Source organism: Rhizobium sp. No.120 (assembly GCF_054558365.1).
The window spans coordinates 1-14,123 of the sequence record NZ_BAAJNQ010000010.1 but is presented as its reverse complement, the minus strand read 5'-3'; the positions used below and the strand labels follow the sequence as shown (position 1 = coordinate 14,123).

Here is a 14,123-nt window from a genome sequence, read left to right as displayed (position 1 = left end):
CTCCGCCGTCCGCGGCCAAAATTTCGCCGTCGTGCCGGGGGATCGCACCCCGGCACCCGAGCCCTTAAGGGCATCTTTTCACTCTGCACTCAGATATCGAGCGTGCTGTCGCGTTCCCACTGCGTGAAATGCGAGCAGTAGGCGTTCCATTCCTGATGCTTGAGTTTCAGATAGGCTTCGGAGAATTCCGAACCGATCGCCTGCTTCAGCCCCTCGTCCTCGTCATAGGCACGCAGCGCATCGAGCAGATTGAGCGGCAGGCGCGGCGCATCCTTCACGAGATGACCCTCCGCATACATGTCGATATCGTGATGAGGGCCAGGATCGGCCTTGCTGCGCAGACCATCGAGGCCCGCCGCGATGATGACCGCCTGCAGCAGGTAGGGATTGACGGCACCATCGGGCAGGCGCAGCTCGAAGCGGCCGGGACCAGGCACGCGCACCATATGGGTGCGGTTGTTGCCGGTCCATGTCACGGTATTGGGGGACCAAGTGGCACCCGATGTCGTGCGCGGGGCATTGATACGCTTGTAGGAATTGACCGTTGGATTGGTGATCGCCGCCAGCGACGAGGCATGTTTCATGATGCCGCCGAGGAAATGCTTGCCCTCGGCCGACAGGCCGAATTCGGCCTCTCTGTCGGCAAAGACATTGGTCCTGCCATCATTGCTCCATACGGAAATATGGCAATGGCAGCCGTTGCCCGTCAGCCCCTTGAAGGGCTTCGGCATGAATGTCGCCCTGAGGCCATGCTTTTCGGCGATCGACTTGACCATGAACTTGAAGAACGAGTGCTTGTCCGCAGTTTTCAGAGCATCGTCGAATTCCCAGTTCATCTCGAACTGGCCGTTCGCGTCCTCATGGTCATTCTGATAGGCGCCCCAGCCGAGCTCCAGCATATAGTCGCAGATCTCGGAAATGACGTCGTAGCGCCGCATGACGGCTTGTTGGTCGTAGCAGGGTTTTTCCGCCGTGTCGTATTCGTCGGAAATCTTGGAGCCATCGGCGGTGATCAGGAAGAACTCTGCTTCAACGCCGGTCTTGACGCGCTTGCCTGCGGCCTCCGCTTCCTTCACGAGTTTCTTCAGCACGTTGCGCGGCGCCTGGGCGACGAGTTCGCCTTCCATCATGCAATCGGCCGCGACCCAGGCAACATCCTTCTTCCATGGGAGTTGGATGACGGAGGAAGCATCGGGCACGGCAAAAAGATCGGGATGGGCGGGCGTCATGTCGAGCCAGGTGGCAAAACCGGCAAAGCCGGCGCCCTCCTCCTGCATCCCGGCAATGGCCTGCGCCGGCACCAGCTTGGCGCGCTGGCCGGAAAAAAGATCCGTGTAACTGATCATGAAATATTTGATGCCTTTGTCCTTTGCAAAGGCAGCAAGATCCAGTGTCATTCTCGTTCCCCTTTGGATTTCTTCGAGACACTTCGATGATGCATGCAGCGGCCGGACCTTTCGGGCCCGGCCGGTATCTTAAAAGCCTCCCTTGCCCGGGTACCAGTTGGTGCCGGCGAGCGGAATCTGCGCCATGGCGGCGGCTTCCATCGTCAGCGCGCAGAGGTCCTCCGGCTCCAGATTGTGCAGGTGATTCTTGCCGCAAGCGCGCGCGATCGTCTGCGCTTCCAGCGTCATCACCTTGAGATAATTGGCGAGCCGCCGGCCGGCTGCAATTGGGTCGAGCCGGCTTGCGAGCTCCGGATCCTGCGTCGTGATGCCCGCCGGGTCCTTACCTTCGTGCCAGTCGTCATAGGCGCCGGCCGTCGTACCGAGTTTCTGGTACTCTTCTTCCCACTTGGGATCGTTGTCGCCGATCGCAACCAACGCCGCCGTACCGATGGCAACTGCATCCGCGCCCAGCGCCAAGGCCTTGGCCACATCGGCGCCGGAACGAATGCCGCCTGAAATGATGAGCTGCACTTTGCGATGCATGCCGAGATCCTGCAGCGCCTGGACCGCAGGGCGAATGCAAGCGAGCGTCGGCATGCCGACATTCTCGATGAAGACATCCTGGGTCGCGGCCGTGCCGCCCTGCATGCCGTCAAGCACGACGACATCGGCACCCGCCTTCACGGCAAGAGCCGTATCGTAATAGGGGCGTGCGCCGCCGACCTTTACATAGATCGGCTTTTCCCAATCGGTGATCTCGCGCAATTCCATGATCTTGATTTCGAGATCGTCCGGACCGGTCCAATCCGGATGGCGGCAAGCCGAACGCTGATCAATGCCCTTCGGAAGGTTGCGCATGTTGGCGACACGATCGGAAATCTTCTGGCCGAGCAGCATGCCGCCGCCGCCGGGCTTGGCGCCTTGGCCCACAACGACTTCGATCGCATCGGCCCGGCGCAGATCCCTAGGGTTCATACCGTAGCGCGAGGGAAGGTACTGGTAGACTAGCGTCTGCGAATGGCCACGCTCCTCGTCCGTCATGCCGCCGTCGCCTGTTGTCGTCGACGTGCCTGCGATCGTCGCGCCGCGGCCAAGTGCTTCCTTGGCGTTGCCCGAAAGCGCGCCGAAGCTCATGCCGGCAATGGTGATCGGGGTCTTCAGCGTGATCGGCTTCTTGGCGAAGCGGCTGCCGAGGACGACGGTCGTATCGCACTTTTCGCGATAGCCTTCGAGCGGATAGCGCGATATCGACGCACCGAGGAACAACAGGTCGTCGAAATGCGGCACCTTGCGCTTCGTGCCGGCGCCGCGGATGTCATAGATACCGGTCGCCGCCGCACGGCGGATTTCGGCGAGCGTATGATCGTCGAAGGTAGCGGACTTGCGAGGCGGCGTGTGCGGATTGTGGTAGCTCATGAGGTCCCCTTCGCCTTAGTACGCGTCGGCATTGTCGATATTGAAATTATAGAGCTTGCGCGCCGATCCATAGCGCTTGAATTCCTCCGGCCTGACGCCGCGCACGCCGGCCTTTTCCAGAAGCTCGGAGAGCTTTTGCAGGTGTTCCGGGCGCATCTCCTTTTCGATGCAATCGGAGCCGAGGCTTTTCACCGAACCGCGAACGAAGAGCTTGGCCTCATAGAGGCTGTCCCCCAGCGCATCGCCGGCGTCACCGAGCACGACCAGATGGCCGGATTGCCCCATGAAGGCCGACATATGGCCGATATTGCCGTAGACGACGATGTCGATGCCCTTCATCGAGATGCCGCAGCGCGAGGCGGCATTGCCCTTGATGACAAGCAGGCCACCCTGCCCGGTCGCCCCGGCATACTGGCTGGCATCGCCTTCGATGACGACGGTGCCGGACATCATGTTTTCCGCAACGCCTGGGCCGGCCGAACCGTGGATGGTGACGTTGCCGCCATCGTTCATGCCGGCGCAGTAATAGCCGACGGAGCCCTTGATATCGACGGTGACAGGTGCGTCGATACCTGCGGCCACCGCATGATGGCCGCGCGGATTGACGACTTCGAAAGCCGTATCGTTGGTGCCGGCGGCGAGGCCATGAAGAGCGCTATTGAGTTCGCGCAGCGGCGTGACGGATAGGTCGAAAACTGGCATGTAAGATCTCTCTCGATTGCAGCACTTCTGATCAGGCAGCCTTTTCGTGATCCCAGAAATAAACGGTCGCCGGCTCCGGCTCCCAGATGCGGGCATCCTCGATGCCCGGGAGATTGACGAGCGCGCGATATTCGGAGCCGAAGGCGACATACTGGTCCGTCTCGGCCATGACCGCCGGCTTGCAGGCGATGGGATCGCGAACGACGCCGAAACCGGACTTGGTGCCGACGACGAAGGTGAAGAAGCCGTCGAGATCGTCGACCGCGCTTTCGAGCGCCGCGCCGAGATCCTTGCCTTTCGCCATCTCGGCCGTGAGATAGGCGGCCGCCACCTCGGTATCGTTTTCGGTTTCGAAGACCATGCCCTCGCGCTTCAGCTCTCGGCGCAGGTTGTTGTGGTTCGAGAGCGACCCGTTGTGAACCAGGCACTGATCCGACCCGGTGGAGAAGGGATGCGCGCCGAGCGTCGTGACGGCCGACTCGGTTGCCATGCGGGTATGGCCGATGCCGTGCGTACCGGACATGGCGGTGACACCGAAGCGTGAGACCACATCCTTCGGCAGGCCGACCTCCTTGTAAATCTCGACGGTATCGCCGCTGCTCATGACCCGAATATTCGGGCGCAGAGCCGCCAGTGCTACCCTACCCTCGTCGAGCTTGTCCTTGGCAAGAGTGATGACCGCATGTGTGCTCTTGACCACTACGGCCACGGGAATGTCGAGCGCGCGCCGGAGTTCATATTCCAGCCCGTCGAAATCCTTGACCGGATCGGGCGACTGAACAGTGATTTTAGCCGTACTGCCATTATCGCTGCCGTAGATCGCGATACCCGCACTATCAGGTCCGCGATCGGTCATCGTGATCAGCATGGAAGACAGAAGCGCGCCGAGTTTCGGCTCCAGCGCCTTATCTTTCAGGAAAAGACCGACAATTCCGCACATGCCCAAAGCCTCCATTTTCGCATCTGCAAAATGGCTATCAGGTCTATTACGGTTTTTCAACTCAAAAGAATAAATTTTTCTTTTTAGGCAAGTCAGTCGGTCTTGCCCCGCTGCGGATAGCTGATGATCGACAGGTATTTTGCCGGCAGTTTGACCAGCACCTCCGGGCCATGCGGCGCATCGGCATCGAAGAAGAGACTGTCGCCCGGCTGCATGGGATAAAGCTGGTCCCCATGGCGGTACATGACTTCGCCCTCGAGCATATAGAGGAACTCCATGCCCTCGTGCTGGAACGTGGGGAAGACATCGGAATCGGCCGTCAGCGTAATGAGATAGGGCTCGACGATGACGCCGCTCGAATTGTTGTCGATATGGCCGAGGAGATTATACTGATGGCCGGCACGCGTGCCACGGCGTTCCAGCTCGACACCTTGGCCGGCCTTGACGAAGACGGCGTTGCGCGGTTCTTCATAGCGACGGAAGAATGCGGTCAAGGGCACACCGAGCGCGCGCGATAGCGATTGCAACGTCGTCAGCGACGGCGAGATATTGCCGTTCTCGATCTTCGACAGCATGCCGAGCGAGATCCCCGTCGCAGCGGCAAGATCCGTCACGGTGATGCCGAGCTTCTTGCGATAGGCGCGAACCTCGTGGCCGATCGCCATTTCGAGATTGTTTTCCTTCGGCTCGCGCACCGCGTGCGGGTCTTGGGAGAAGGCCGACCGTCCAGCATGGGATTGATCGTCGGCCGATATTTTATCTGCCTTGGTTTTCATTCTGTATCCTTTTTTGCCGGCAGGGCTTGCTGGGAAGAACTCTATCCTCCCAGTGAAATTTTCTCAACTACGACGAAAATCAGCCGCGGCGGGTTTTGCCGGGTGCCATGCCATAAAGTGAGCGATAGGCTCTGGAGAAATGGGCGCCGCTGGAAAAGCCGGTGGCGATGGCGATTTCAGAGATCGAAAGCGGGCTCTGCTCCAGCAGTCGCCGGGCATGCTGCAACCTTATCCGTCGATATTGATCGAGGAATGTCGAGTCGAGGTGAGCGGCAAACAGCCGGTCGAGATGACGCGGCGTGACACCGGCAATGCGCGCCATGGCTGTACGGTCGAGCGGCATCTCGATCGTCTCCTCCATTTTTTCGAGCACGCTCAGCAAACCCGGGTGATGAACGCCATAGCGTTCGGCAAGCGAACCGCGTTGCGGCGCCGCAGGCTCGCCGACTTCGGTGTGCAGATACCAGTCGCTGACGCGCCGTGCGAAATCGGCGCCCATGCGCTCCGATATCAAGACATGCATCATGTCCAGCGGCGCGATGCCGCCGCCGCAGGTGATGCGATTACCGTCGATGACGAAGCGGGCCTGGCGCGGCGCAAGCGCTGGAAAGGCTTCGAGCAGGGCTGGCGCATGCTCCCAATGAATGGTGAAATCGCGCTCCGCCAGAAGCCCGGCAGCGGCAAGCAGATAGGGGCCGCCGGAAATGCCACCGATGCGAACGCCCTCACGTGCGAGCTGGCGGAGGCAGGCTAGAACCGTGGGGTAGTGCCAATCGCGCGGCGAGCCGCCAGCACAGACGAAGACCGTGGCAAGACCCGAGCCTCGACCGGGAAGAGGCCCGGCCGGCACGGGCACGCCGCCCGAAGAGACCGCCGGGGTGCCGTCCGGCGAAAAGATCGGCAATCGGTAGATTTCACGCCCGGCCAGGAGATTGGCGGCGCGCAACGGTTCGCTTGCCGAAGCATAGGACATCAGCGCGAATCCGGGGATCAGGATGAAGCCGATGGACTGACCATTTCTTGCATCGATGGAAGCCATGTCCCTTTTCTATCGAAAGAGGTCCTAATTGGGCAAGTCAGCATTTGCCGCTCTGTCATCATAAGCGCAATTTACAGCGGACCTGACCATGCGCTATTCGGCTTTCTCTGTTTTCCTTAACGGTCTTCGCGGCAATACCGGCTGGGCGCCCGCTTGGCGCCAGCCGCAACCGAAACCGCATTATGACGTCATCATCGTTGGTGGCGGCGGCCATGGGCTGGCAACCGCATATTATCTGGCCAAGACCTTCGGCATCACCAATGTCGCCGTTCTGGAAAAGGGCTACCTCGGTTCGGGCAATATCGGCCGCAACACCACGATCATCCGCTCCAATTACCTGCTGCCCGGCAACAATCCCTTCTACGAGCTCTCCATGAAGCTTTGGGAAGGGCTTGAGCAGGATTTCAATTTCAACGCCATGGTCTCACAGCGTGGCGTGCTCAACCTTTTTCATTCGGATGCGCAGCGCGACGCCTATACCCGTCGGGGCAACGCGATGCGCCTGCACGGCGTCGATGCTGAGCTGCTCGACCGCGAAGCCGTTCGCAAGAAGCTGCCATTCCTGGATTTCGAAAACGCGCGCTTCCCAATCATGGGCGGCCTATTACAGCAGCGCGGCGGCACGGTGCGCCATGACGCCGTTGCCTGGGGCTATGCCCGCGGCGCCGATAGTCGTGGCGTCGACATCATCACCGGCTGTGAAGTGACGGGTATTCGTTCCGACAATGGTAGGGTCCTTGGCGTCGAGACGACGAAGGGCTTCATTGGCTGCGGCAAGCTGGCGCTGGCGGCCGCGGGCAATTCCACGGTCGTCGCTGACATGGCTGGCCTGCGCCTGCCGATCGAAAGCCATGTGCTTCAGGCTTTCGTCTCCGAAGGCCTGAAGCCGTTCATCGATTGCGTCGTCACCTTCGGCGCCGGACACTTCTATGTCTCGCAGTCCGACAAGGGCGGTCTCGTCTTCGGCGGCGATATCGACGGCTATAATTCCTACGCTCAGCGTGGCAACCTCGCAACCGTCGAGCATGTCGCCGAAGCCGGTGTGGCGATGATCCCGGCGCTGACACGCGTGCGCTATCTGCGCACATGGGGCGGTGTCATGGATATGAGCATGGACGGCTCCCCGATCATCGACCGGACCCACCTCGACAATCTCTACCTGAACGCCGGCTGGTGTTACGGCGGCTTCAAGGCGACGCCAGCGTCGGGCTATTGCTACGCGCATTTGATTGCCCGCAACGAGCCGCATGAAACGGCGACGCAGTTGCGCCTCGACCGGTTCCGGCGTGGCTATCAGATCGATGAAAAGGGCGTCGGCGCCCAACCGAACCTGCATTGAGGACATGACACGATGGCAAGCCTGATTTCCTGCCCTCACTGCGGCGCCCGGCCCAAGGAAGAGTTCACCATCAAGGGCGATGCGAACCTCAGCCGCCCGAAAGCCGACGCCAGCGCGGAAGATTGGTACGACTACGTCTATTTGCGCGATAACCCCAAGGGGCGGCACAGGGAATATTGGCATCATTCATCCGGCTGCCGCCGCTGGCTGATCGTCGAGCGCGACACTGTTACCCACAAAGTCCATGGTGTCAGCGACGCGGCGCTTGCCAAGCTCGGAGGCGGCTCATGAGCAGCTATCGCCTCTCCTCCGGCGGCCGGATCGATCGCTCCAAAACTATTGCCTTCAGTTTCGACGGCAGGAGTCTGACCGGTCATCCCGGCGACACGCTTGCCTCCGCCCTGCTCGCCAACGGTATCCAGCTTGTCGGCCGCAGCTTCAAATATCATCGCCCACGCGGTATCCTGACAGCCGGTGCCGCAGAGCCCAATGCGCTTGTCACAACCGGCACGGGCGGACGAACTGAAGCCAATACCCGTGCAACGATGATCGAGCTTCATGACGGACTGATCGCCCGCAGCCAGAACCGCTGGCCCTCGCTCGCCTTCGATGTCGGCGCCGTCAACGGCCTGTTGTCGCCTTTCCTCAGCGCCGGCTTCTACTACAAGACCTTCATGTGGCCCGCCGCCTTCTGGGAGAAGGTCTACGAGCCGCTGATCCGCAAGGCCGCCGGTCTCGGCAAGGCGTCCTATGAGGCCGATCCCGATTCCTATGAGAAGTGCTGGGCGCATTGCGACCTGCTCGTGATCGGCGCCGGGCCTGCAGGCCTTGCCGCGGCGCTGACGGCCGGACGCGCCGGAGCGCGTGTCATTCTCGCGGACGAAGGCTTCGCTCTCGGCGGCAGTTTGCTCTTGGAGCGCAACTCGCCGCGCAAGGACATGTTGGATGAGCTCGATAGCTTGCCGAACGTGCAATGCCTGCCGCGTACGACCGTTATCGGCTGGTATGATGACAATGTCTTCGGCGCGGTTGAGCGCGTCCAGAAACATGTGGCAAGGCCCGATCCGCGTCAGCCGGTCGAACGCCTTTGGCGCATCATCGCCAAGCAGGCGATCCTTGCCACGGGAGCAGAAGAGCGGCCGCTCGTATTCGGCGGCAACGACGTTCCAGGCGTGATGATATCAGGCGCCATGCGCAGCTATCTGAATCGTCAGGCCGTCGCTCCCGGTAAGCGCACCGTGGTCTTCACGACCAACAGCTCCGGATATCGCACCGCTGCTGACCTTGAGGCCGCGGGCGTCGACGTCGCCGCCATCGTCGATACGCGCGCCGCTGGTGAACACTGGGGCGGCAAGGCGCGGGTGCTGACTGGTGCCTGCGTCCTCGATGCGCTTGGCACCAGGCAGGTCCACCGGGTCAAGATTGCGAGCGGTTTGGGCACACAGGAGATCGAAGCTGACGCGCTTGCCATGTCCGGCGGCTGGAGCCCGATCATCCATCTTGCCTGCCATCGCGGCGCCAAGCCGGTCTGGTCCGAAAAGCATGCGGCCTTCCTCGCGCCGGAAAGACAGGATGGCCTGCTGATTGCCGGCTCCGCGGCCGGCCTTTTCTCCACGGATAGCTGTCTTGGCGACGGAGCAATCAAAGCTGCCGAGGCGCTGGAGGCAATCGGCTTCGGAAAGATCGCCACCGCCTTCGCGTCAGCAGAAGAAGCATCGACCGTTGCCGCGCGGCTCTGGCATGTCAGAGGGAGCAAGAGTAAGGCCTTCGTCGACTATCAGAACGACGTGCACCTCAAGGATCTAGGCCTTGCCGCGCGCGAAGGCTATGGTGATGTGGAACTCGCCAAACGCTATACGACGAACGGCATGGCGACCGATCAGGGCAAGCTTTCGAATATCAATGCCATCGGCATCCTGGCCGAGGCCCGCGGCGTATCGCCGGCCGAGGTCGGCACCACGACGTTCAGGCCCTTCTACACGCCGGTTTCCTTCGGTGCTTTGACAGGTACTTCACGGGCTAAGCATTTTCAGCCGGCGCGAAAATCCCCCTTGCACGAATGGGCAAAGAAGAACGGTGCGGTCTTCGTGGAAACCGGGCTTTGGTACCGCTCCTCCTGGTTCCCGCGCGAGGGTGAGAGGACCTGGCGCGAAAGCGTCGATCGCGAAGTGCTGAACATTCGAAAAAATGCCGGCATCTGCGATGTCTCGACGCTCGGCAAGATCGAGATCTTCGGCAAGGATGCCGCCACCTTCCTCGACCGCATCTATTGCAACGGGTTCGCCAAGCTGCCGGTTGGCAAGGCACGCTATGGCATCATGCTGCGCGAAGACGGCATGATCTATGATGACGGCACCACCAGCCGCTTGAGCGAAGACCATTTCTTCATGACCACGACGACGGCGCTTGCCGCCGGCGTGCTGACCCATCTGGAATTCTATGCCCAGACGCTCTGGCCCGAGCTGGAGGTCTATTTCGCGTCGTCAACCGATCAATGGGCGCAGATGGCGGTTGCCGGACCGAAATCGCGGACGATCCTCTCCGAGATCGTCGACGAGGACATTTCCGACGCGGCTTTCCCGTTCATGAGCGCGCGCGCAGTCTCATTGTTCGGCGGCAAGCTTGAGGGCCGCCTCTTCCGCATCTCCTTTTCCGGCGAGCTTGCCTACGAGCTTGGCGTGCCCGCGGCCTATGGCGAATTCGTCGCCGATGCCATCATGGAGACGGGTCAAAAACATGAAATTTGCGCCTATGGCGCCGAGGCGCTTGGCGTCATGCGTATCGAGAAGGGCCATGTCACCCATGCGGAGATCAACGGCACGGTAACACCAGGCGATCTCGGCTTTGGCCGCATGGTTTCGACCACAAAACCGGATTTCATCGGCAAGGCCATGCTCGCTCGCGAGGGGCTTCAGGCCGTCGATCGCCCGCGCCTCGTTGGCGTCAAACCAGTCAACCCGGCGACCAGTTTCCGCACCGGGGCCCACATCCTGGCGGAAGGCGCTGCCGCAACGCTCGAAAACGATCAAGGCTATGTCACCTCGAGCGCCTTTTCGCCGAGCCTTGGCCACACGATCGGCCTCGCGCTCATCAAGAACGGACCGGAGCGCATCGGCGAGAAGATCGTCGTCTGGAACGGCCTCAGAAATGAATGCACGGATGCGGTGATCTGCAGCCCCGTCTTCATCGACCCTCAGAACGAGAAACTCCATGCTTGATTTGCCGACATCGAAGCCGGTTCTTGCCGACAAATCCGTCTTGGAGGGAGAAATCATTCGGCTGGAAGCACTGCCTGAAGGCCATCTGCTGCATGTCATGGGCGCGACCACGAGCGAGGAGCTTGCGACGCATCTTCCAGCGGCCGGCCTTAAGGACAGTTCCGTGCGGCCGTCCGGATACCGGCAATGGTTCATCGCCGGCAACGAGCAGCTTACCGGCTCCCAAGAGCAAGCCCTTGCAGACGCTCTGGCGGGCAGAGCTTTCGTCTCCGATCAAAGCCACGGACGCATCCGTATCCGCATCTCAGGATCGCGTGCTGCCCGGATGCTCAACAAGGGTACGGCTATCGACCTGCATCCAGCGAGCTTCCCGGAGGGAAGTAGCGCCATGACGCTCTTCGGCCATACCTCCGTGCAGCTCACGCGCACCGGCATGGAAGATTTCGAGCTGACCGTGCTGCGCAGCTTTGCGGAATCGCTGTATGAGGAGCTCGAAACGCTTGTCCTGTCCCAAGGGGCTGGCTCTTGCGATGCCGATGGTGTCCGATTTGAATGATCCTGTAACGGGTGTTTATGACATCCGGAAGTGAAAAGAGATTACCCGCCGCCACACGGCCGCCAAGTCCTCCCAATCGGAGGAAGCCCAAGCTGTCAGCGCCGATCGAGCAGCTGGTCACTCATTTCGCCCCGCATGCGCTGCTGCCCTTATTGGGGATGGCCTTGTGGCGCTACAGATTGTTAGCTCGCGGATTTTGTCCGACCACCTGTTCTGCATCCACCGGCACCTCAACCAAGATGGATGGATGACCGGGACTGTAGCTTTCCCGCATGATCTCGGCCAGGTTGCTGAGATCCGGCATCAGCTTGCGGCTTTCCCAGCCGCATGCGCGCGCCATGGATCCAAAGTCGATGCGGTGCAGATCGCTGTGGTAGCGGCTGGATGAATAGTCGGGAATGACCACGGGCAGGCCCTGCATCACGATGCCGAACGCGCCGTTGTCCAGTATGAACAGGACTAGCCCCAATGATCGTGCTTCGGCCAAGCAACCAGCAATCAACCGGAAGCATCCATCGCCCATGAAAGCGAAGACTGCCGCATCCGGCTTTGCAAGCTTTGCACCGATTGCCGCGCCGAATGCTCCTCCCATTGCCGAACCGCGATAGAGCGAATGGAAACGGACGTTCGGATGCGGACGTTGCGTGACATACTGACGATCCTTGTAGGCAAGGCAGACATCGTCGAATGCAATGCTTCCAGGCTGCCATTGACGATCTAGCTCCTGATAAAATCGAGCAATATCGATTGTCCCCGCGCGTGGCGGCATGATCTCGCGATCATTGAGATCGGCCACAAAGTCTGGTGCCGGAGGGCGCGGCAGCTGAAGGCTCTCGAGCCGGCCGATCGCTTCGCTCAGAACCTGATCGATCGGGCCTCGAACATCGAAATATTCGCCGCGCACACGATGTCGAAACTCGCCCCCAACGCTGCCATATGGCGCGGCCAGATTGGTGAAATTCCATGTCGTATGGGCAGGTATGTCGGAGAAATTAAGGGTATATTCGTCAGGGCAAAAGCCGAGGGTAATGACGATATCGTCAGGGCCGAGGCTTCTCCAGAGCTGCATTGCGCGATCATTGCCGCCAAATCCCAGATAGCCGAAACCGAAGCTATTGTTGCGCGCCACCGCATTCGCCCCGTTTATGCTCCAGACGATCGGTGCCTGTAATGCTTTGCACAAACGTGTGGTGAGGACCGGGATGTGCGGGTACATGGCTGCCTCTTCTCCAGCGAGCACGATCACCCGACGCCCAGCTGATTGCCGCGGAAATTCAGCCAAAAAATGGGCGAGCGATGCTTGGTCGATCCTGTTCGGTTTACGGATGCCGTCGCGGTGCCAAGGCGCATAGGCCGGTTCAGGCATCGTCTTACCGAGAGCCTCCGGTGGCATCAGAAGTGCTATGGGCGAGCCTTGAGCGAGATGTTCCCGGGCCTCTTCAAGTTGTTCTTCCATAGTGTCCGGATCGTTCAAGACGAATGTGCCTGATGGCAGCTCGGCCTTCAGCTGAGCCACGACATCGGCCCCGTCCGGGCTCGTATCCTGCAGCGGTGCCCGGTATCGCGTATCCGCCGGGCTGAGGGGAATGAGGTAAACTGCAGGAATATTGTGTAATTTCGCATCGCTCAGGCCGCAGGTCAGCAGTCGCGTGGCGGCGCCCGTCGTTGCGACAGCCGCACTGATTTTCCCGCTCGCCAGATAGTATCCCAGAGGAATGAAGCCGGCGACATACTCTCCGATATTGTAGAAAACCGGGCGCTCGGCATCATCGCCGAGAGAGACCATCGGCTCGATATGTTTGAGCAAATGGATGACCCCTCCCCCCGTGACGCCGGCATAGTGGCGCACGTGCCAGGTCTCGAGCACATCGATCAGGAATTCATATCCCGTTTTCGGCTTGACTACCTGAACATCACCTGCCGTTTCGACTGTAAGATACACCGTCATTGGCTCGCCTTTCCGCTATGACCTTTTCCTGAATTCAGCAAAATATTGACGTTCTCTCCCGGACCGGTCAGGCCCGGAGGAGGCGCGGTTCTGACGTCAAGCCGATCTCGATTACATCCGGCACATTCATGCCGGCGGCGACATCGATCATGTCATGCTATTTCTGTTAGATCTGATCCTGTTTGCCCGGGTTTGCTGCTGGAAAGCGGACAAACTATATCGCCAAACTCGGACGACATTTTTCAATTCAACATGTGTGAGACCGAAAGGGACCTTCATCTCCCCGAGGATGCGGCAAGCAAGTAGATTCCGAGTTCCTCAACAGTCAGGTGGCTGGCAAATTGCGCACCGCAATGCAACCTGGACCATCTCGATTTTCGGAGCCAAAATTTCAAGGTCGGAGAATTGAATTTCCATAACGCACCGAATGGTTACGATCGGAGCATGCCTCCATTCTCGACGGCCGTATTTTAGAAAACTATGGATTATTTTTAGGAAGTTACGGCTTTTTGCTCCGCCCGCGAGGAGTGTATCGACTTTGCCACACTTGCTTTAAGCCGCTGGTATTTTAGGGCTATAGTGGGACTACACCGTCGCCGGCTCGCGAGCAGAATAGGACAGCCCGGTCGTGAATGCCGCTGACGTTGATTGGGTTAGTGACAGCGTTGCTACGGAGCCTACATCGGCGGAACGGCAATGCGATTGCGGAGAGTGACGCTTTTCAAAGTAGAGCGTGTGAATACTTCGGACATGCTGCCTCTGGTTGGGTAATTCGATGCTCGGCTTGGGCTGTCTAAGCCT

11 protein-coding genes are annotated in these 14,123 nt (G+C 60.1%); 4 read left to right on the top strand and 7 right to left on the bottom strand.

Going from position 1 to position 14,123, the window contains the following annotated elements; all coding sequences use genetic code 11:
- Positions 1-89: 89 nt before the first annotated feature.
- The 6 genes from glnT to ACYJRZ_RS23395 form a co-directional block, all read right to left on the bottom strand.
- Positions 90-1,397, bottom strand: a complete 1,308-nt coding sequence (gene glnT, locus ACYJRZ_RS23420) for a type III glutamate--ammonia ligase (protein WP_145645782.1) — start codon at positions 1,395-1,397, stop codon at positions 90-92.
- 78 nt (positions 1,398-1,475) lie between these two features.
- Positions 1,476-2,804: an FMN-binding glutamate synthase family protein gene (locus ACYJRZ_RS23415; RefSeq protein ID WP_112724650.1), complete on the bottom strand. Its 1,329-nt coding sequence runs from the start codon at positions 2,802-2,804 to the stop codon at positions 1,476-1,478.
- Between the two features lie 15 nt (positions 2,805-2,819).
- Complete coding sequence (locus ACYJRZ_RS23410; protein ID WP_112724649.1) at positions 2,820-3,506, bottom strand: GltB/FmdC/FwdC-like GXGXG domain-containing protein; 687 nt, start codon at positions 3,504-3,506, stop codon at positions 2,820-2,822.
- Between the two features lie 31 nt (positions 3,507-3,537).
- Complete coding sequence (locus ACYJRZ_RS23405; protein ID WP_459463030.1) at positions 3,538-4,446, bottom strand: class II glutamine amidotransferase; 909 nt, start codon at positions 4,444-4,446, stop codon at positions 3,538-3,540.
- A gap of 92 nt (positions 4,447-4,538) precedes the next feature.
- Positions 4,539-5,222 (bottom strand): helix-turn-helix domain-containing protein, encoded by a 684-nt coding sequence (locus tag ACYJRZ_RS23400; protein WP_459463028.1) that lies wholly within the window; start codon positions 5,220-5,222, stop codon positions 4,539-4,541.
- A gap of 79 nt (positions 5,223-5,301) precedes the next feature.
- On the bottom strand, positions 5,302-6,261 hold the full coding sequence (locus ACYJRZ_RS23395) for a GlxA family transcriptional regulator (RefSeq protein ID WP_459463026.1): 960 nt from the start codon (positions 6,259-6,261) through the stop codon (positions 5,302-5,304).
- 88 nt (positions 6,262-6,349) lie between these two features.
- Here ACYJRZ_RS23395 and ACYJRZ_RS23390 point away from each other — a divergent pair, with 88 nt between their 5' ends.
- The 4 genes from ACYJRZ_RS23390 to ACYJRZ_RS23375 are packed head-to-tail and all read left to right on the top strand — an operon-like array spanning position 6,350 to position 11,374.
- A complete protein-coding gene (locus ACYJRZ_RS23390) occupies positions 6,350-7,600 on the top strand; it encodes a sarcosine oxidase subunit beta family protein (RefSeq protein WP_459463024.1) in 1,251 nt (416 codons plus the stop codon).
- A 12-nt stretch (positions 7,601-7,612) separates the two neighbouring features.
- Positions 7,613-7,891: a sarcosine oxidase subunit delta gene (locus ACYJRZ_RS23385; RefSeq protein WP_459463022.1), complete on the top strand. Its 279-nt coding sequence runs from the start codon at positions 7,613-7,615 to the stop codon at positions 7,889-7,891.
- A complete protein-coding gene (locus ACYJRZ_RS23380) occupies positions 7,888-10,818 on the top strand; it encodes a sarcosine oxidase subunit alpha family protein (RefSeq protein ID WP_459463020.1) in 2,931 nt (976 codons plus the stop codon). Before ACYJRZ_RS23385 ends, ACYJRZ_RS23380 begins: the two co-directional genes overlap by 4 nt.
- Positions 10,811-11,374: a sarcosine oxidase subunit gamma gene (locus ACYJRZ_RS23375; protein ID WP_459463018.1), complete on the top strand. Its 564-nt coding sequence runs from the start codon at positions 10,811-10,813 to the stop codon at positions 11,372-11,374. Before ACYJRZ_RS23380 ends, ACYJRZ_RS23375 begins: the two co-directional genes overlap by 8 nt.
- A 172-nt stretch (positions 11,375-11,546) precedes the next feature.
- Here the strand turns inward: ACYJRZ_RS23375 and ACYJRZ_RS23370 are convergent, their stop codons facing one another.
- Entirely contained in the window at positions 11,547-13,322 is a 1,776-nt protein-coding gene (locus ACYJRZ_RS23370) for a thiamine pyrophosphate-dependent enzyme (RefSeq protein ID WP_459463016.1), read from the bottom strand.
- Between the last annotated feature and the right edge of the window lie 801 nt (positions 13,323-14,123).